Genomic DNA, 16,410 nt, shown 5'->3' on the forward strand with positions numbered 1-16,410 from the left:
CTAGATCAAAACGTGAACATATCAACAGCTGCAGGAGATGCCGGCAAAAGGCCGCAGCCTGCCAAGTTGCTGCAACGATAAATCGTGGCGGGGTTTAACGATTGCTCAACCATATTTTAGAAATGTCGCAGCGGAAACAATTCCTTACATCGCCCCCGGCAGACAGAGATCATCATGACCAGCCAGCATTCGCAGTCCTCCCTCAAGCAGCGCCTTGATTTCATCGAGCTCGATGATACCGCGCGCAAGACGATGAGCGAGATGCGGCCGGTGATCAGCTCGCTGGTCGGCGGTGCGCTGGACAAGTTCTACGCCAAGATCGCCAAGACCCCTGCCGTCGCCGGCTTCTTCTCCGACAAGTCGCATATGGGCCACGCCAAGAAGGCGCAGGAAAATCACTGGGCGAACCTCGCGGGCGGCAATTTCGACGAGACCTATGTGAAGGGCGTCACCGCCGTCGGCCGCACGCATGCGCGCATCGGTCTGGAGCCCCGCTGGTATATCGGCGGCTACGCGATCGTCATGTCCGAACTCGTCAAGGGCATCATGGAAAAGCAGTGGCCGTCTATGTTCGGCCGCCAGCAGGGCAAGGCGCTCGCCGAAAAGCTCTCCGCCGTCATCAAGGCAGCGATGCTCGACATGGATTACTCGATCTCCGTCTATCTCGAAGCGCTCGAAGAGCGGCGCCACAAGCTGGAAGAGGAGCGCGCCAAGGCCGAGGCGGATCAGGCGATGGCGCTCGATCATTTGCGCCGCGGCCTCGAAGCGCTGTCGAACGGCGATCTGGAAGCCTCCCTCCCGGCCGATCTGCCAGGCAATTTCAAGCATATGGCCGAAGACTATAACCGCGCCGTTGCGGCTCTGCGCAGCTCCTTCGGCTCGGTCCGCAGCACGTCCGCCGAGATCCTGAGCGGCACCAACACCATCTCCAAGGCAACAGACGATCTGGCGTTGCGCACCGCGCAGCAGGCAGCCGGCGTCGAGGAGAGCTCGGCCGCCCTCCAGCAGCTGTCCGTCAGTGTCGGCCTCACAGCGGCCAATGCCGAGAAGGCCTCTGACGCGGTTCGCGAGACGCAGCAGCGTGCGAAGAGCTCCGGCGAGCTCGTCAGCAGCGCCGTCTCGGCCATGGCCGGCATCGAGAAGTCATCCGACGAGATCGCCAAGATCATCGGCGTCATCGATGAGATCGCCTTCCAGACCAACCTTCTGGCACTGAATGCCGGCGTCGAGGCCGCCCGTGCCGGTGAGGCGGGCAAGGGCTTTGCCGTCGTGGCGCAGGAAGTTCGCCAGCTTGCCCAGCGCACGGCGGAAGCTGCCAAGGAGATCAAGAACCTGATTTCGGAAAGCTCCGCCCAGGTGGACGAGGGTGTCGGCATCGTCAGCAGCACTGGTGAAGCTTTGAACGACATGATCAGCCGCATCGACATGATCAACCATGTCGTCGCCGAGATCGCCGCTGCCGCCCGCGATCAGGCGACTGGTGTCAACGAAGTCAGTGTCGCCATCCGCAACATGGATACGATCACCCAGCAGAATTCCGGCATGGTCGAGCACACCTCGGCCGAAACCCGCCGCCTGCGCGGCGAGGTCAGCAATCTCATGGATCTGCTGCAGCGCTTCCGCACCCAGGCCGATATCCGCGGCACCATCAGCCGCCGCGCTGCGTAAGACGAATACGGCGATTTTCCGGAGGCGGCAGCAAAAAACCGCCTCCGGAAGTTTCGGGATAATTCCCACGCCCGAAAAGATAGGTTATGGGAACGCCATGACCATCAAGCCACTCATCATTCTTCCCGATCCCATTCTCCGCCAGGCTTCCAAGCCGATCGAGCGCGTCGACGATGAACTGAAGCGTCTCGCCGACGACATGCTGGAAACCATGTATGACGCGCCGGGCATCGGCCTTGCAGCGATCCAGATCGGCGTACCGCGCCGCATGCTCGTCATTGACGTCTCGCGCGAAGGCGAAGACAAGCAGCCCCAGGTTTTCATCAATCCCGAAATCCTGAAGTCTTCGGACGAGCGCTCTGTCTATGAAGAGGGCTGCCTTTCTATCCCGGATTACTATGCCGAGGTCGAACGTCCCGCCACGATCACCGTCAGATATCTCGACCGCGACGGCAAGGAACTGACCGCCGAAGCCGACGGCCTGCTGGCGACCTGCCTGCAGCACGAAATCGACCACCTGAACGGCGTGCTGTTCATCGACCATATCTCGCGGCTGAAGCGCGAGATGGTGATCAAGAAGTTCACCAAGGCTGCGAAGTCGAAGGCGATCTGACCGGTCGTTGAAAAAGACGCGCGAAGGCACTATGATATCAGTGATATCATGGGAGACTTTCGTGGGCGATCTGCTGATCAGGAATCTGGATGATGCGCTGAAGCGTGAGCTTCAGGAGCGCGCCCGCGAAAGCGGCCGCAGTCTTTCCGACGAGGCAATCGCTCATCTGCGCCGGTCACTTGCTTCCGCCGGGAGCGGCAGCCGTCCGGCGGGCGAGTGGCTCGCCGCACTGCTTTCCACCGAGCGGTGGACGGATGACGAATTGGCAGCGATTGAGACCGCCCGGCGAGAGCCCGACCGCGAACCGCCGAAGTTCGACGAATGAGTGTCCTGCTCGATACCAACGTGCTTTCGGAGCTGGAAGGTCGGCTGTATAGCGAGCGGCTTGTCTCGTGGCTGAATGGCTATCGTCCGGACGAACTCTTGATCAGCACCATCAGCATCGCCGAGATTCAGTACGGCCTTTCAAGATTGCCTGACGGCCGGCGGCGCGACGGCTTGATCGAGAGCTATTTGCGGATTGAGCAAGCCTTTGCAGGGCGCATTGCGGCTTTCACGGTTGATGCGGCGCGCCGCTATGGGAAGCTCCGGGCCGAGCAAGAAAGGCGCGGAAGGCGTATGGAAACAAAGGACGCCATGATCGCCGCCATCTGCCTCTCGCATGGCGCGACGCTGGCGACTCGTAACATAAAAGATTTCGAGGGGCTTGATCTCAAGCTCGTAAACCCGTTTGAAGACGGCTGATCGGTAAACGGCGGAATAGTATGTCACTTCGCATCATCTTCATGGGCACGCCCGAATTCTCGGTTCCGACGCTGCGCACGCTTGTCGATGCCGGGCATCAGATCGTTGCCGTCTATTCGCAGCCGCCGCGTCCGGGTGGCCGCCGTGGGCTCGATCTACAGAAGTCGCCGGTGCATCAGGCTGCCGAATTGCTCGGCCTGCCTGTCTTCACGCCGGTGAATTTCAAGGATCCGGAAGAGCGCGAGAAATTCCGCGCACTCGATGCTGATGTCGCCGTCGTGGTTGCCTATGGCCTTCTGCTTCCCGAAGCGATCCTGACGGGTACGCGCGACGGCTGCTACAACGGCCATGCCTCGCTGCTGCCGCGCTGGCGGGGTGCCGCGCCGATTCAGCGGGCGATCATGGCCGGTGACGCAAAGACCGGCATGATGGTGATGAAGATGGACAAGGGGCTGGATACCGGTCCTGTCGCGCTCACCCGCGAGGTCGAGATCGCCCCGAACATGACGGCCGGTGAGCTGCACGATAAACTGATGCATGTCGGCGCCAGGGCGATCGGCGAGGCGATGGTTGCACTGGAGAGCGGCAACCTGCCGCTGACGCCGCAGCCGGAAGAAGGCGTGCTCTACGCGAGCAAGATCGACAAGGGCGAAACGCGGATCGACTTTGCCAGGGACGCTGCTGACGTTCACAATCACATCCGCGGTCTGGCGCCGTTCCCGGGTGCCTGGTTCGAACTCGAGATCGGCGGCAAGCCGGAGCGCGTCAAGGTTCTCGGATCCGAACTCGCCGAAGGCAGCGGCCCGGCGGGCGAGTTGCTGAGCGACGATCTGGTCGTTGCCTGCGCGACCGGCGCTATCCGGCTGACCGAGCTTCAGAAGGCCGGCGGCAAGCCGCTGCCTGCCGCAGACTTCCTGCGCGGCACGCCGCTTGCCCGCGGCACAAGGCTCGTCTGATGCCGCGCTACCGGATGACCGTCGAATATGACGGCGCGCCCTATGTCGGCTGGCAGCGCCAGGATAACGGCCCGTCCGTACAGGGCGCCATCGAGGCCGCGATCCTGTCGCTGAGCGGCGAGACCGTTTCGATCCGCGGCGCGGGGCGCACCGATTCCGGCGTTCATGGGCTTGGCCAGGTCATCCATGCTGATCTCGCCAGGGAATGGTCGCCCTTCAAGCTGCAGAATGCGCTGAATGCCCATCTGAAGCTCGCCAGCGAGCGGGTTTCCATCCTCGATGTCGAGGCCGTCAGCGATCTCTTCGACGCGCGCTTCTCGGCGCTGCGCCGCCACTATCTCTACCGGATCATCACCCGCCGCGCGCCGCTGGCGATCGAGGCCGGAAAGGCCTGGTGGGTGCCGAAGGTTCTCGATCACGAGGCCATGCATGCGGCCGCCCAGCGCCTCGTCGGCAACCATGATTTCTCGACCTTCCGCTCGGCGCATTGCCAGGCGAACAGTCCGGTGCGCACACTGGACAGGCTGGATGTGACCCGCAGTGGCGAGCTCATCGAGATCCGCGCTACGGCGCAGAGCTTCCTGCACAATCAGATCCGCTCCTTCACCGGAACGCTGAAGCTCGCCGGCGAGGGAAAATGGACGCCTGACGATGTGCAGGCCGCGCTCGAAGCGCGTGACCGCAAGGCCTGTGGCCCGGTGGCGCCGCCGGATGGTCTCTATTTCATGCAGGTCGACTACCCCGATGTGATCACGGATAGGCGCGCAACGGCGGAGAGCAGCGATGACGGTGAAGATCTATCATAACCCGGCCTGCGGCACCTCGCGCAACACCCTGGCGATGATCCGCCAGTCGGGCGAGGAGCCTGATGTTATCGAATATCTGAAGACGCCGCCAACCCGTGGCGAGCTGATTGCCCTGATCGCAGAACTGGGGATGTCCGCACGCGATCTGCTGCGCGAGAAGGGCACGCCCTTTCACAAGCTCGGCCTCCATAATCCCGCGCTCTCGGACGATGAACTGGTCGATGCGATGATGGCCCATCCGATCCTGATCAGCCGGCCGATCGTGGTGACAGAGAAGGGCGCGCGCCTCTGCCGCCCGTCCGAACTGGTGCTCGACATCCTTCCCAAGCCCGATATCGGAACCTTCACAAAGGAAGATGGCGAAGTCGTTCCCGGCCGAAATCAGGCCGGATAGATCCCGAGAAACTTCTGCAGGTATTCGGCAAGCATCATCGTCGGCACCAGAAGTGCCAGCGTCAGCGCCCCGACCATCAGCCCGTGGCCGTGAAAGATCATCCGCAGGATGCGGGCCAGGATGAAAACCTGCGCGATCATCAGGATCAGCAGCAGGATGGAAACGATGCTGACCGTGCCCGGAATGAAGAACACCAGCGCCAGCAGCAGCCCGTTGATGTAGGAGAGCGGCACACCCAGCCAGTTGACGCTGACGACGACGGCGGCGAAGCGGTTGCCCATCTTGAAGATCAGCAGCAGGATCCCGGTGAGAACCAGCGGCACGAACCAGTTGGCGATCTCGACCATGCCCAGCCGGAAATAGAAGGGCAGGCCGACATCGTAATGCGGCGGCATCGTCTGCAGGAAGGCCTGTCGCCACCAGAGCCACGAAATCCCCATGGGCGGCAGGCACCAGACCATCGCCCAGAAGGATCGGTTGACGCCGCGATCCGAGACGTCGAGAAAGCGGAAGCCGCGCGGATCCATGCGGATCAGCAGCCAGAGTCCCGCCAGATAATATTGGACTTCCCTAAGCCCCGGCATTCTCGAACCAGCGCTCGATGAAGGTCTGATAGATCTGCGTCAGCGTCTCCAGGTCGGCGACCGAAACGCGTTCATCGACCATATGCATGGTCTGCCCGACGAGACCGAATTCGACGACAGGGCAGTAATCCTTGATGAAGCGCGCATCCGACGTGCCGCCCGTCGTCGACAGCCTCGGCGCCTTGCCGGTAATGTTCTCGACGGCGGAGGAAAGCGAGGCGATCAGCGCATTGTTGCGCGTTAGGAAGACATGGCTGGGACGATCAGCCCAGATGATCTCGTAGCGAACCGGCTCGCGGCCCGGACGCAGTTTGCCCTCTGCCGCAGCGGCATCGAGGCGGCGGATGATTTCCGCCCGCAGCGTGTCGGCGGTCCAGGTGTCGTTGAAGCGGATGTTGAAGCTCGCCGTCGCCTTCGCCGGAATGACGTTGGTCGCCGGGTTGCCGACATCGACGGTCGTCACTTCGAGATTGGAGGCCTGGAAGCTCTCGGTACCGCCGTCGAAGGGCGGATCCATCAGCGCCGTCGTCAGCTGCAGCAGGCCGCGCACCGGATTGTCGGCAAGATGCGGATAGGCGGCGTGGCCCTGGACGCCGTGAACGGTGATTTTGCCCGAAAGCGAGCCGCGGCGGCCGATCTTGATCATGTCGCCGAGCGCATCCGGATTGGTCGGTTCGCCGACGACGCAGGCATCCCAGCGCTCGCCGCGTTCCGCCGCCCATTGCAGCAGCTTGATCGTGCCGTTGATCGAGGGTCCCTCCTCGTCACCGGTGATCAGGAAGGAGATCGAGCCCTTCAGTGCACCATGCTTTTCGACGTGGCGGGCAACGGCGGCCACGAAGCAGGCGATACCGCCCTTCATGTCCACGGCGCCGCGGCCGAACATTTCGCCGCCGGCGATTTCGGCGGCAAAGGGCGGGTGCGTCCATGCCGCCTCGTCACCGACAGGCACGACATCCGTATGCCCGGCAAACATCAGATGCGGGCCGTCATTGCCGATCCGCGCATAGAGGTTCTCGACATCGGGCGTGCCCGGCTCGGTAGCCATCACCTTGTCGACCTTGAAGCCGAGCGGCGAAAGCATCGCGTCGAGCGCCGAGAGCGCGCCACCTTCGGCGGGCGTAACGGACGGGCAGCGGATGAGGGTCTGGAGGTTGGCGACGGGATCGGTAGCGGTCATGACGGTCGAATTATCCGGCAGGAATGGCAAAGGCATGGCGAGGCGGAGACCGCCTCGCGTTAAGAGGGTGCCGTCTGTTTACCGGATCGCGGTCCGGCTGTCACTGCAGCTTAGTCGCGCAGCAGCTCGTTGATGCCGGTCTTCGAGCGGGTCTGCTCATCGACGCGCTTGACGATGACGGCGCAGTAGAGATGCGGTGCCGGCAGGCCGTTCGCCATGGTCTTGTTGCCTGATGGCATCGAGCCGGCGACGACGACGGAATAGGGCGGCACTTCGCCATACATCACTTCGCCGGTGGCGCGGTCGACGATCTTGGTCGACTTGCCGATATAGACGCCCATGCCGAGGACCGAGCCCTCGCGGATGATGCAGCCTTCGACGACTTCCGAGCGGGCGCCGATGAAGCAGTTGTCTTCGATGATCGTCGGGCCGGCCTGCATCGGTTCCAGAACGCCGCCGATGCCGACGCCGCCCGAAAGATGCACATGCTTGCCGATCTGTGCGCAGGAACCGACGGTCGCCCAGGTATCGACCATCGTGCCTTCGCCGACATAGGCGCCGAGGTTCACGAAGGAGGGCATCAGCACGACGTTCTTGGCGATGAAGGCCGAGCGGCGCACGACGCAGTTCGGAACGGCGCGGAAGCCGGCGTCACGATACTGGTTCTCGCCCCAGCCTTCGAACTTCGAGGGAACCTTGTCCCACCAGGTCGAGTTGCCCGAACCGCCCTTGACGACTTCCATGTCGTTCAGGCGGAAGGAGAGCAGCACGGCTTTCTTAAGCCACTGGTTGACCGTCCAGGCGCCATCGGCACCACGCTCGGCCACACGAGCCTTGCCGCCATCGAGCAGTTCGAGCGCAGCTTCCACCGCATCGCGAACTTCGCCCTTGGTGGACGTGCTGACGTTGTCGCGGTTGTCGAAGGCCGCTTCGATGGTCTTTTCGAGGGATGCGAGATCGGTAGCGCTCATGAGGATTCCTTAAACTTCGAACTTTATCCTGAAGGCTACAGCGCCTCCGGGAATTGTGATCGGCAAGATGCGATCTGCTCTATCGCATGGACGCCCAAAATGGAATGATTTTTCGAACCAGATCGTTCTGGATTCAAGGCGTTAAAGACGTCGCTTGGTAAGGACTGAAAGGCATTTGAGAATGGCAAAGGGTAAGAATGGCAGGCTCCGGCGCAAGGATGGGGTCTGGGATCCGCTGAAGACGAGCGAAACCGACAAGGATCGCGCCCGCGCCGTACCGAAAACGCCTCAGACACTATCGCCGTCCTATCGCCTGGCCTATGTCGACGAAGACTTCCTCTGCCGCGAAGAACTGCGCCCGATCCGCCTTCAGCTCGAATTGCTTAAGCCGGAAATGCTGCTGGCCGAACGCGGCATCAAATCGACGGTCGTCATGTTCGGCGGCGCCCGCATTCCGGCCCCCGGCCAGAGCGCCTGGGCGGCCCGCAACGATATCCAGCGCGCCAATCTCGAGGCCGCCTCGGTCTATTACGACGAGGCCCGCAAATTCGCCCGTCTCTGCTCGCGCTATTCGGCAGCTCACGATTTCCATGAGTATGTGATCGTCACCGGCGGCGGCCCGGGCGTGATGGAAGCCGGTAATCGTGGCGCTGCGGATGAAGGCGCCCCTTCGATCGGCCTCAACATCGTGCTGCCGCACGAGCAGGCGCCGAACGTCTATGTGACGCCGGAGCTCAGCTTCAATTTCCACTATTTCGCCATCCGCAAGATGCACTTCATGGTGCGCGCAAAGGCGATCGCGGTATTTCCCGGCGGCTTCGGCACGCTCGACGAGTTCTTCGAGTGCCTGACGCTGATCCAGACCGGCCGCATGGAAAAGATGCCGCTGATCCTGTTCGGTGAAAAGTTCTGGCGCAGCATCGTCAATTTCGAGGCGCTTGCCGAGTTCGGCACCATCGCCCCTGACGACGTCAATCTCATCAGTTTCGTCGACACGGCCGACGCTGCCTGGAAGATCATCCAGGATTTCTACGAGCACCAGGAATAAGAAAAAACCCGCCGCGAGACGTGGCGGGTTCCAATCTTTCCAGCCTCTCTTAGAGGAACGGCCTGTCGGGCATATCGTCGATCGAGATGAAGCCGTCCTTGTTGGTGTCCAGGCGGTCGAAGAAGCGGCTCATCGCATCTTCTGCTTCCTGCTTGGAAATCTGGCCGTTCTCGTCCTTGTCGACGCGGCGCATCATCGCGACGAACATCATGTCGCCGCCATGGCGCTTGCCCCAGCGGTGGCCATCGGGGCCGCCGTGGCGGCCCTTGCCGTCGTTCTGAGCCATCTGCTGATCGTCGCCGCCGTCCTTCTTGGCGTCCTTGTGCGCATCGCGCCAAGCCTTGATCTGCGCCTGGTGATATTCGCGGATTTCGCCGGGCGTCAGGCTGCCGTCATTGTTCTTGTCGGCGGCCGCGAAGATCTTGTCGACACCATCGATCGCCTCCTGCTTGGAAATCTTGCCGTCCTTGTTCTCGTCGAACTGCTTCAGCATGCGCACGAAGGCGATTTCACGGAAGGCGGCGCCGCGCGGCCCGCCCATCATTTCGTGGTGGTGGCGCGGCCGGTCGGGATGTTTGCCGTTGGCAGCAAAGCTCGCGCCGGCGGCTCCGGCGATCAGAGCGGCGGAGAGACCTGCCAGGATAAGCTTGTTGCGATACATGAGAATTCCTTTCGGTTCGTATCCCTTCACGACCAAAAGGTAAGGCTGCGATGCCGGAAAACCCAATTAAACCTAGGTAAGCTGGATGAAACTTTCGTAAGTCAGCCGGTAATCTTCGCCAGAAATGCGGTGAGGTCATCGGTGACGAAATCGATGTGATCCTCGTCGCCGCTGGTCTTCTCCCACCACTCGACGACGGTGTCTTCGAGGTTGTTCGGCACCAGAAGAACCGTCGCCATTCCGAGAGCCTTGGGCACCACGAGATTGCGCGGCAGGTCCTCGAACATCGCGGCCTTCCTGGTCTCGACGCGCTTCAGGGCCATGAACTTGTCATAGGTCACCTGCGCCGGCTTCGGCACGAAATCGGCAGCGACGATGTCGAAGATATCGTCGAAATGATCGAGAATGCCGAGCGCGCCCGCTGCCATCTCGGCGTGCTTCACGCTGCCATTGGTGAAGATGAACTTCCGGCCCGGCAGCGCCTTGATCGCCTCGCCAAGCTCCGGTTGCGGCAGCAGCGAGGAGTAATCGATCGCATGCGCCTTCTCGAGGAAATCGTTGGGATCGACCCCATGATGGATCATCAGCCCCTGAAGCGTCGTGCCGTGATCGTAATAATACTGCTTCTGGAGCTTCCGCGCCTCGTCCCGCTCCAACTGCAACAGCGCCGACACATAGGCCGTCATGTTCTTGTCGATCTGCGCGAAGAGATTGATGTGATGCGGGTAGAGCGTGTTGTCGAGGTCGAAGACCCATTCGCTCACATGCGCAAAATCGGAAGTCGTCGGAGTGCGGTCGATCTTTGTCATGCGCGCCTTATGGCATGCCTCGCGCAGGAAGCCAAAATCTTTCGCGTGGTCCAGGCGGCAAAGCACTTCGCGAAAATGCCTTCAAGTCTTCACAACTTTAAGGAGATTTTGACCTGATGCCGCCATGTATCGCTGTTGATTTATGCATAGAGGCAGGCGCACCGGGGGCAGTGCATGAAAATCGTTCTGATAAACCCACCTCATACCGCGATCGGCAGCCGCATTCCCGACGACCATCTTCCGCCGCTCGGACTTCTCGCGGTTGGTGGTCCCCTAATCGATGACGGTCACGCCGTCCGGCTTGTCGATGCCGACTTCGGGCCGATGGCGATCCCTGACATCGTCAGTCACGTCGGCGATCCCGATCTTGTCTTGATCGGACACTCGGGCTCGACGTCAGCGCATCCGACGGCCTGTGCGATCGCGCAGGCCATCAAGGCCGTCAAGCCAGGGATACGCATCGTCTATGGCGGGGTCTTCCCGACCTATCACTGGCGCGAGGTGCTGGCGGAAACAGAGGCCTTCGATGTCTTGGTGCGCGGGGAGGGCGAGGAGACGATGCGGCGCCTGGCTGCTGCGCTGGACAATGGCGGTGCGCTCGGCTCAGTGCCGGGCATCGCGTTCCGAAGCGAGGCCGGCGAGATCGTGGCGACGCCGCCGATGCAGGCGATTTCCGACCTCGATGACTATCGCATCGGCTGGGAGCTGATCGATCATCGCCGCTACAGCTATTGGGGTGGAAAGCGCGCGGTCGTCCTGCAGTTCTCGCGGGGCTGTCCCCATCTTTGCAACTACTGTGGCCAGCGCGGTTTCTGGACGCGGTGGCGCCACCGGTCGCCCGTACTCTTCGCCCGCGAGATCGCACGCCTCTATCGCGAGGAAGGCGTCGAGCTGATCAATCTCGCCGACGAGAACCCGACTTCCTCGCGAAAGGCATGGCTCGCTTTTCTGGAAGCAATGATCGCCGAGAACGTCCCGGTCCAGATCGTCGGTTCGACGCGGGCCGACGACATCGTGCGCGATGCCGACATCCTTCATCTCTATCGCAAGGCCGGGGTCGTCCGATGGCTTCTCGGCATGGAGAATACCGACGAGGCAACGCTGGCGCTGATCAAGAAGGGCGGCGGCAAGGCAACGGACCGCGAGGCGATCCGCCTCCTGCGCCAGCACGACATTCTTTCGATGGCGACATGGGTCGTCGGGTTCGACGAGGAGAAGCTGAGCGACCTCTGGCGCGGCTTCCGCCAGTTGCTCGCCTATGATCCCGACCAGATCCAGGCGCTCTATGTCACGCCGCATCGCTGGACGCCGTTCTTCCGCATCGCGCGCAGCAGACAGGTGATCGAGGCCGATATTCGCAAGTGGGACTACAAACATCAGGTCCTGCAGATGCGCCACCTGCACCCGGCCGTCCTGCTCGCTGCGGTCAAGCTGATCGAGGTCGCAATCCAGGCCCGCCCAAAGGCGCTGATGCGCGGCCTCTTCCATCGCGACAGGCAGCAGCGCCATTCCATGCGGTGGTATACGCAGATGGGGCGCCGGGTCTGGGTGCATGAGATATTCGAGTTTCTCTTTCGACGGCGGCATCTTAAGGCTGGTCCCAGCCTCGAAGCATTCTGGGGCGCGCCGCAGGATGCCGAGGAGGAATCCATGCTGCGTCCTGCAAGGCGTGCAAAAAGCCTCGACGCCGCCGAATAAAATAGACGCCCGTTTTCGGGCGGACGGCCGGTCGGTGCGGTGGTAGAAAGACGCCATGCTGTTTGATCTGCCAGATGACGATGCGCTTTATGGTGCGCTGATTGCCCGGAGCTCCGATTACGAGGGGCTCGCTTATGCCTGCGTCAAGACGACGGGCGTCTTCTGCCGGCTGACCTGCCCGGCGCGCAAGCCGAAGCGGGAGAATACGCTGTTCTATGATTCCATCGCCACCTGCATGCAGTCGGGCTTCCGTCCCTGTCAGCGCTGCAGACCGCTGGAGCAGGCGGGGCGTGAAGCGATCGTCGATGATCTCCTGAAGGCGCTGGATCGCGATCCCTCGGTGCGCTGGACGGAGGATGATCTCGTCGATCTCGGCTACGATCCCTCGACCGTTCGCCGCGCCTTCAAGCGCGCACTCGGCATGACCTTTCTCGATATCGCCCGTTACCGCCGCCTCGGTCAGGCCGCCAAGCAGCTGGCCGATGGCGCCCGCGTCATCGATGCGCAGCTGGATGCCGGCTATGAATCCGCCAGCAGCTTTCGCGCTGCCTTCCACCGGATGATCGGCAAGGCGCCTGTGATCGTGCAGAACCGCGAACTGCTCTTTGCCGATATCTTCGATACGCCGCTCGGGCCGATGATTGCGGTGGCCGACCAGACGCATCTGCATCTCCTCGAGTTTCACGATCGCAAGGCGTTGCCGGGCGAACTCGAGAAGCTGCAGCGCAAGACGCGCTCGACTGTTGCAGCCGGAAGGACGTCGGCGATCGAGCGGATAGAGGCGGAGATGAAAGCCTATTTCGACGGCCGGTTGACGGAATTTGAGACGCCTTTGGCGCTGAGTTTTGCCACGGACTTCGAGCGGGAGATTTGGGCGAGGCTGATCCGCATTCCCGTCGGCGAGACGCGCGCCTATGGCGATCTCGCCCGCGACATGGACAATCCGCAAGTCGTCCGCGCTGTGGGGCGGGCGAACGGCGCCAACCAGATCGCCGTCGTCATCCCCTGCCACCGGCTGATCGGCGCGGACGGATCGCTGACCGGATACGGCGGTGGCCTCTGGCGCAAGCAGTGGCTTTTGAAACACGAAGCGAAAATGCGGGCGGCAAAGCCCCAGATGGAGGAAGCATCATGAACCAGGCGGACAAGGCAAAGGCATTCGCGGCACTGCACCAGAAGGGCAAGCCGGTCGTTCTCTACAATATCTGGGATGCGGGAACCGCAAAGGCGGTGGCCGAGGGCGGCGCCAAGGCGTTGGCGACGGGCAGCTGGTCGGTTGCCGCTGCGCAGGGCTATGCCGATGGCCAGGAACTGCCGATGGCGGCGCTTATCGATACGGCGAGAGCAATCGCCGCATCAACTGATCTGCCGCTTTCCGTTGATTTCGAGGGCGCCTATTCAGAAGAGCCGGATGGTGCTGCGGCCAATGTCGCCAAGGTGATCGAGGCAGGAGCCATCGGTGTCAATTTCGAGGATCAGATCGTCGGCGGGAGTGGCCTGCATCCGGCGGAAAAGCAGGCGGCCAAGATCAAGGCGATCCGGGCGATGGCGGATGCCCGCGGCATCGCGTTCTTCATCAATGCCAGAACCGATCTCTTCCTCGCAGAACGCGATGAGGCCAAGCACGCAGGTCTCGTCGATGAAGCGATAGCACGCGGTAAGGCCTATGCGGCGGCCGGTGCCAATGGCCTCTTCGTACCTGGCCTCGCCAATCCTGCGCTCATCGAGAAAATCTGCGCGGCTTCCACGCTGCCGGTCAACATCATTATGCGCGCGGGTGTCCCTGACGCGAAAATCCTGGCAAGCCTCGGCGTCGGCCGTATCAGCTACGGCCCGGGACCTTACCGGATGATGATGGAAAAGCTGAAGGAGGCCGCGGCAGCGGTTTACGCCGCCGCGCCTTGAAGGGTGCTCAGGGCACGATCAGCGTGCCCGCACCATGTTCCGTGAAGATTTCGAGCAGGACGGAATGGGCCGTCTTGCCGTTCAGGATAACGACGCCCTGGACGCCTGCCTTGATGGCGTCGATGCAGGTCTCGACCTTCGGGATCATGCCGCCCGAGATCGTGCCGTCGGCGATCAGCGCATGCGCCTGGGCGACGGAGAGTTCCTTGATCAGGTTGCCCTGCTTGTCGAGAACGCCGGGAACGTCGGTGAGGAAGAGCAGGCGGGTGGCGTTCAGCGCACCGGCGATCGCGCCTGCGAACGTATCGGCATTGATGTTGTAGGTCGCGCCGTCGCGGCCGGGAGCGACCGGTGCGATAACCGGGATCATCTCGGAGCGGGCGAGCAGGTCGAGCAGCGTGCGGTCGACTTCGACGACTTCGCCGACGAAGCCGAGATCGAGAACGCGCTCGATGTTGGAATCCGGATCCTTGATCTTCTTCTGCGCCTTTTCGGCGAAGACCATGTTGCCGTCTTTGCCGCAGAGGCCGATCGCCCATTCGCCGGTCTGGTTGATCAGCGCAACGATTTCCTTGTTGATCGAGCCGGCGAGAACCATCTCGACGATCTCGACCGTCTTGGCGTCGGTAACGCGCAGACCGCCTTCGAACTTGGATTCGATGCCCATCTTCGTCAGCATCGCGCCGATCTGAGGACCGCCGCCGTGGACGACGATCGGATTGACGCCCGACTGCTTCAGAAGCGCGATGTCGCTGGCGAAAGCCTTGCCGAGTTCGGGGTTGCCCATGGCATGGCCGCCGTATTTCACGACGATCGTCTTGTTCTCGTAGCGCTGCATGTAAGGCAGCGCCTGCGCGAGAAGATGGGCCTGCATTTCGCTTTCGGACTGGTTCATGGCTTACCCCGCAGAATGGATCGCGGGCCTTTTATCTCAAGTTTTTGACAGATGGAATAATGTGCAGGTCATTAGTTGGCTGCGCTCTTGTCAATTTTGCGCCCTGCCTTTTATCTAGGGGAGCACAGGGAGAGCGGCAGCGGCATGACAGGCGACGAACTCGCAAAACTGATTGGCCGCGTGGCGATGTCCGACCGCCAGGCGTTCGTCGCACTTTATCGGGAAACAAGCCCGAAACTTTTTGCGATCTGCCTGCGTATCTTGAAGGATCGGGCGGAAGCCGAGGAGGCGTTGCAGGAGATCTATGTGAAGATCTGGCAGCGCGCCAAGGCCTTCGCCTCATCGCAGGGCGCTCCCAATTCCTGGCTTGCGGCAATTGCGCGCAATCAGGCAATCGACACGATGCGGGCACGAAAGCCGGTCGCCGATGAATTGGACACCGCCTACGATCTTGCCGACTCCGGATTGGATCCGGAAAAGCAAGCTATGATATCCGATGAAGGAAGGCGGATTGACACCTGCATGGAAGAGTTGGAAGCTGACAGGGCGACATCGGTTAGGCGGGCCTATGTCGAAGGACTGAGCTACCAGGAACTTGCCGATCAGTTCGGCGTTCCGCTCAACACCATGCGGACATGGCTGCGGCGCAGCCTTTTGAAGCTGAGAGAGTGCATGGAACGATGACATCGCCTGATCAAAGCAAGGGAGGCCGCTCTCGCGACGAAGTGCTCGCAGGCGAGTATGTTCTTGGCGTTCTCTCTTACCAGGATCGGCGGGTCGTCGAAGAACGCATGCGCCGCGACCGGCAGTTTGCCGCCATCGTCAGCCGCTGGGAAACCAACCTCTCCGCCTTCAACGATGAATATGAAAGCGTCGCCCCGAGCCGCGAGACCTTCAAGCAGGTCGAGGCCCGGCTTTTCGGCGATGCGGCGCATTCGCCCTCTTTCTCGCGCGGCCTCTGGAATTCGGCGGTCTTCTGGCGCTCGCTGACCTTCGCCTCGCTGGTCGTTGCCGCCGGTGCGATCATTTTCGCCTCCGGCATCGTGCCGCCGCCGCAGGGCGCAGCGCCGCTGGTGGCGGAATTGTCGGCCGCAGGCAGCCAGGTCAATCTGCTGGCCTCCTATCAGGCAGATACCGGTCGTCTTCGCATCGTCCCTGTCGCAGCCGGCAAGCCCGAAGAAAAATCGCTGCAGCTGTGGCTCGTCCCGGGCAGCGGTGCACCGCAGTCTCTCGGCGTCTTCCAGCCGGGTGAGGGCGGGGATCTCTTGATCCCGGCCAATATGCGCAGCCAGATCGGCGAAGGCGCTACGCTCGCGGTCAGCCTCGAACCCTTCGGCGGCTCGACCACAGGTCTGCCCACCGGACCCGTGATCGCCAGCGGCGCGGCACACCATCCGTAAAAACTTCAGTCCCGTCTGAAACTCTTTTCCGAAAGCCTCCGTAGCTCTCCTGACCGGGCGGCGCGAGGCATCAGGCCA

At 62.0% G+C, this 16,410-nt stretch carries 19 protein-coding genes; 13 read left to right on the plus strand and 6 right to left on the minus strand.

The annotated features are described in order from the left end of the window. Positions 1-174 precede the first annotated feature (174 nt). The 7 genes from ABIE40_RS01890 (at position 175) to arsC (ending at position 5,181) form a co-directional block, all read left to right on the plus strand. Positions 175-1,668, plus strand: coding sequence for a methyl-accepting chemotaxis protein (locus ABIE40_RS01890; RefSeq protein WP_130279185.1), 1,494 nt, complete (start codon positions 175-177; stop codon positions 1,666-1,668). A gap of 97 nt (positions 1,669-1,765) precedes the next feature. Next, positions 1,766-2,281 (plus strand): peptide deformylase, encoded by a 516-nt coding sequence (gene def, locus ABIE40_RS01895; protein WP_112713665.1) that lies wholly within the window; start codon positions 1,766-1,768, stop codon positions 2,279-2,281. Between the two features lie 61 nt (positions 2,282-2,342). Continuing rightward, the gene (locus ABIE40_RS01900; RefSeq protein ID WP_199626059.1) at positions 2,343-2,606 is read left to right on the plus strand and encodes a FitA-like ribbon-helix-helix domain-containing protein; all 264 of its coding nucleotides are present in this window, start codon (positions 2,343-2,345) and stop codon (positions 2,604-2,606) included. Beyond that, positions 2,603-3,025 (plus strand): type II toxin-antitoxin system VapC family toxin, encoded by a 423-nt coding sequence (locus ABIE40_RS01905; protein ID WP_199626060.1) that lies wholly within the window; start codon positions 2,603-2,605, stop codon positions 3,023-3,025. The genes ABIE40_RS01900 and ABIE40_RS01905 overlap by 4 nt, the downstream gene beginning before the upstream one ends. Positions 3,026-3,045: 20 nt before the next feature. After that, entirely contained in the window at positions 3,046-3,981 is a 936-nt protein-coding gene (fmt, locus tag ABIE40_RS01910) for a methionyl-tRNA formyltransferase (RefSeq protein WP_199626061.1), read from the plus strand. Continuing rightward, complete coding sequence (gene truA / locus ABIE40_RS01915) at positions 3,981-4,787, plus strand: tRNA pseudouridine(38-40) synthase TruA (RefSeq protein ID WP_199626062.1); 807 nt, start codon at positions 3,981-3,983, stop codon at positions 4,785-4,787. Before fmt ends, truA begins: the two co-directional genes overlap by 1 nt. After that, positions 4,765-5,181: an arsenate reductase (glutaredoxin) gene (gene arsC, locus ABIE40_RS01920; RefSeq protein ID WP_199626063.1), complete on the plus strand. Its 417-nt coding sequence runs from the start codon at positions 4,765-4,767 to the stop codon at positions 5,179-5,181. Before truA ends, arsC begins: the two co-directional genes overlap by 23 nt. On the opposite strand, the gene ABIE40_RS01925 is transcribed toward arsC, so the two are convergent. From ABIE40_RS01925 to dapD, 3 genes are all read right to left on the minus strand, one after another. Further along, positions 5,169-5,765 carry a hypothetical protein gene (locus tag ABIE40_RS01925; protein ID WP_025555447.1) on the minus strand — a complete coding sequence of 199 codons (597 nt, stop codon included), beginning with the start codon at positions 5,763-5,765 and terminating at the stop codon, positions 5,169-5,171. The two genes, arsC and ABIE40_RS01925, sit on opposite strands and share 13 nt — an antisense overlap. Then, positions 5,752-6,945, minus strand: coding sequence for a succinyl-diaminopimelate desuccinylase (gene dapE / locus ABIE40_RS01930; protein WP_199626064.1), 1,194 nt, complete (start codon positions 6,943-6,945; stop codon positions 5,752-5,754). Before dapE ends, ABIE40_RS01925 begins: the two co-directional genes overlap by 14 nt. A 110-nt stretch (positions 6,946-7,055) precedes the next feature. After that, on the minus strand, positions 7,056-7,916 hold the full coding sequence (gene dapD, locus ABIE40_RS01935; protein ID WP_199626065.1) for a 2,3,4,5-tetrahydropyridine-2,6-dicarboxylate N-succinyltransferase: 861 nt from the start codon (positions 7,914-7,916) through the stop codon (positions 7,056-7,058). Between the two features lie 181 nt (positions 7,917-8,097). Between dapD and ABIE40_RS01940 the strand changes: the two genes are divergently transcribed. Then, positions 8,098-8,964 carry an LOG family protein gene (locus ABIE40_RS01940; protein ID WP_199626066.1) on the plus strand — a complete coding sequence of 289 codons (867 nt, stop codon included), beginning with the start codon at positions 8,098-8,100 and terminating at the stop codon, positions 8,962-8,964. Positions 8,965-9,013: 49 nt separating this feature from the next. Here ABIE40_RS01940 and ABIE40_RS01945 read toward each other — a convergent pair whose 3' ends face one another. Next, positions 9,014-9,625, minus strand: a complete 612-nt coding sequence (locus ABIE40_RS01945; protein WP_199626067.1) for an EF-hand domain-containing protein — start codon at positions 9,623-9,625, stop codon at positions 9,014-9,016. A gap of 101 nt (positions 9,626-9,726) precedes the next feature. Continuing rightward, the gene (locus ABIE40_RS01950) at positions 9,727-10,434 is read right to left on the minus strand and encodes a pyrimidine 5'-nucleotidase (protein WP_025555369.1); all 708 of its coding nucleotides are present in this window, start codon (positions 10,432-10,434) and stop codon (positions 9,727-9,729) included. A 174-nt stretch (positions 10,435-10,608) separates the two neighbouring features. Between ABIE40_RS01950 and bchE the strand changes: the two genes are divergently transcribed. From bchE to ABIE40_RS01965, 3 genes are read left to right on the plus strand one after another with little or no spacing between them, the layout of a single operon-like run. Continuing rightward, positions 10,609-12,132 carry a magnesium-protoporphyrin IX monomethyl ester anaerobic oxidative cyclase gene (gene bchE / locus ABIE40_RS01955; RefSeq protein WP_199626068.1) on the plus strand — a complete coding sequence of 508 codons (1,524 nt, stop codon included), beginning with the start codon at positions 10,609-10,611 and terminating at the stop codon, positions 12,130-12,132. 55 nt (positions 12,133-12,187) lie between these two features. Continuing rightward, the gene (locus ABIE40_RS01960; protein ID WP_199626069.1) at positions 12,188-13,267 is read left to right on the plus strand and encodes a bifunctional transcriptional activator/DNA repair enzyme AdaA; all 1,080 of its coding nucleotides are present in this window, start codon (positions 12,188-12,190) and stop codon (positions 13,265-13,267) included. After that, positions 13,264-14,037 carry an isocitrate lyase/PEP mutase family protein gene (locus tag ABIE40_RS01965; RefSeq protein WP_199626070.1) on the plus strand — a complete coding sequence of 258 codons (774 nt, stop codon included), beginning with the start codon at positions 13,264-13,266 and terminating at the stop codon, positions 14,035-14,037. Before ABIE40_RS01960 ends, ABIE40_RS01965 begins: the two co-directional genes overlap by 4 nt. 7 nt (positions 14,038-14,044) lie before the next feature. Here ABIE40_RS01965 and argB read toward each other — a convergent pair whose 3' ends face one another. Continuing rightward, the gene (gene argB / locus ABIE40_RS01970) at positions 14,045-14,932 is read right to left on the minus strand and encodes an acetylglutamate kinase (RefSeq protein ID WP_025555365.1); all 888 of its coding nucleotides are present in this window, start codon (positions 14,930-14,932) and stop codon (positions 14,045-14,047) included. A 144-nt stretch (positions 14,933-15,076) separates the two neighbouring features. On the opposite strand from argB, the gene ABIE40_RS01975 reads away from it, so the two are divergent. Next, positions 15,077-15,616, plus strand: coding sequence for a sigma-70 family RNA polymerase sigma factor (locus tag ABIE40_RS01975; RefSeq protein ID WP_199626071.1), 540 nt, complete (start codon positions 15,077-15,079; stop codon positions 15,614-15,616). Then, the gene (locus ABIE40_RS01980) at positions 15,613-16,332 is read left to right on the plus strand and encodes an anti-sigma factor (protein WP_025555363.1); all 720 of its coding nucleotides are present in this window, start codon (positions 15,613-15,615) and stop codon (positions 16,330-16,332) included. Before ABIE40_RS01975 ends, ABIE40_RS01980 begins: the two co-directional genes overlap by 4 nt. The last annotated feature ends 78 nt before the right edge of the window (positions 16,333-16,410 follow it).

Origin of the sequence: Rhizobium sp. OAE497, assembly GCF_040546565.1 — a bacterium.
Taxonomy (GTDB): Bacteria; Pseudomonadota; Alphaproteobacteria; order Rhizobiales; family Rhizobiaceae; genus Rhizobium.

What these genes read in the sequence shown, in the direction of transcription:
- ABIE40_RS01965 (WP_199626070.1), top strand. Translation starts at nt 13,264, where the DNA reads ATGAACCAGGCGGACAAGGCAAAGGCATTCGCGGCACTGCACCAGAAG.
- ABIE40_RS01960 (WP_199626069.1), top strand. Translation starts at nt 12,188, where the DNA reads ATGCTGTTTGATCTGCCAGATGACGATGCGCTTTATGGTGCGCTGATT.
- ABIE40_RS01980 (WP_025555363.1), top strand. Translation starts at nt 15,613, where the DNA reads ATGACATCGCCTGATCAAAGCAAGGGAGGCCGCTCTCGCGACGAAGTG.
- ABIE40_RS01975 (WP_199626071.1), top strand. Translation starts at nt 15,077, where the DNA reads ATGACAGGCGACGAACTCGCAAAACTGATTGGCCGCGTGGCGATGTCC.
- ABIE40_RS01890 (WP_130279185.1), top strand. Translation starts at nt 175, where the DNA reads ATGACCAGCCAGCATTCGCAGTCCTCCCTCAAGCAGCGCCTTGATTTC.
- fmt (WP_199626061.1), top strand. Translation starts at nt 3,046, where the DNA reads ATGTCACTTCGCATCATCTTCATGGGCACGCCCGAATTCTCGGTTCCG.
- bchE (WP_199626068.1), top strand. Translation starts at nt 10,609, where the DNA reads ATGAAAATCGTTCTGATAAACCCACCTCATACCGCGATCGGCAGCCGC.
- dapD (WP_199626065.1), bottom strand. Translation starts at nt 7,916, where the DNA reads ATGAGCGCTACCGATCTCGCATCCCTCGAAAAGACCATCGAAGCGGCC.
- dapE (WP_199626064.1), bottom strand. Translation starts at nt 6,945, where the DNA reads ATGACCGCTACCGATCCCGTCGCCAACCTCCAGACCCTCATCCGCTGC.
- ABIE40_RS01905 (WP_199626060.1), top strand. Translation starts at nt 2,603, where the DNA reads ATGAGTGTCCTGCTCGATACCAACGTGCTTTCGGAGCTGGAAGGTCGG.
- ABIE40_RS01950 (WP_025555369.1), bottom strand. Translation starts at nt 10,434, where the DNA reads ATGACAAAGATCGACCGCACTCCGACGACTTCCGATTTTGCGCATGTG.
- def (WP_112713665.1), top strand. Translation starts at nt 1,766, where the DNA reads ATGACCATCAAGCCACTCATCATTCTTCCCGATCCCATTCTCCGCCAG.
- argB (WP_025555365.1), bottom strand. Translation starts at nt 14,932, where the DNA reads ATGAACCAGTCCGAAAGCGAAATGCAGGCCCATCTTCTCGCGCAGGCG.
- truA (WP_199626062.1), top strand. Translation starts at nt 3,981, where the DNA reads ATGCCGCGCTACCGGATGACCGTCGAATATGACGGCGCGCCCTATGTC.
- ABIE40_RS01945 (WP_199626067.1), bottom strand. Translation starts at nt 9,625, where the DNA reads ATGTATCGCAACAAGCTTATCCTGGCAGGTCTCTCCGCCGCTCTGATC.
- ABIE40_RS01925 (WP_025555447.1), bottom strand. Translation starts at nt 5,765, where the DNA reads ATGCCGGGGCTTAGGGAAGTCCAATATTATCTGGCGGGACTCTGGCTG.
- arsC (WP_199626063.1), top strand. Translation starts at nt 4,765, where the DNA reads ATGACGGTGAAGATCTATCATAACCCGGCCTGCGGCACCTCGCGCAAC.
- ABIE40_RS01940 (WP_199626066.1), top strand. Translation starts at nt 8,098, where the DNA reads ATGGCAAAGGGTAAGAATGGCAGGCTCCGGCGCAAGGATGGGGTCTGG.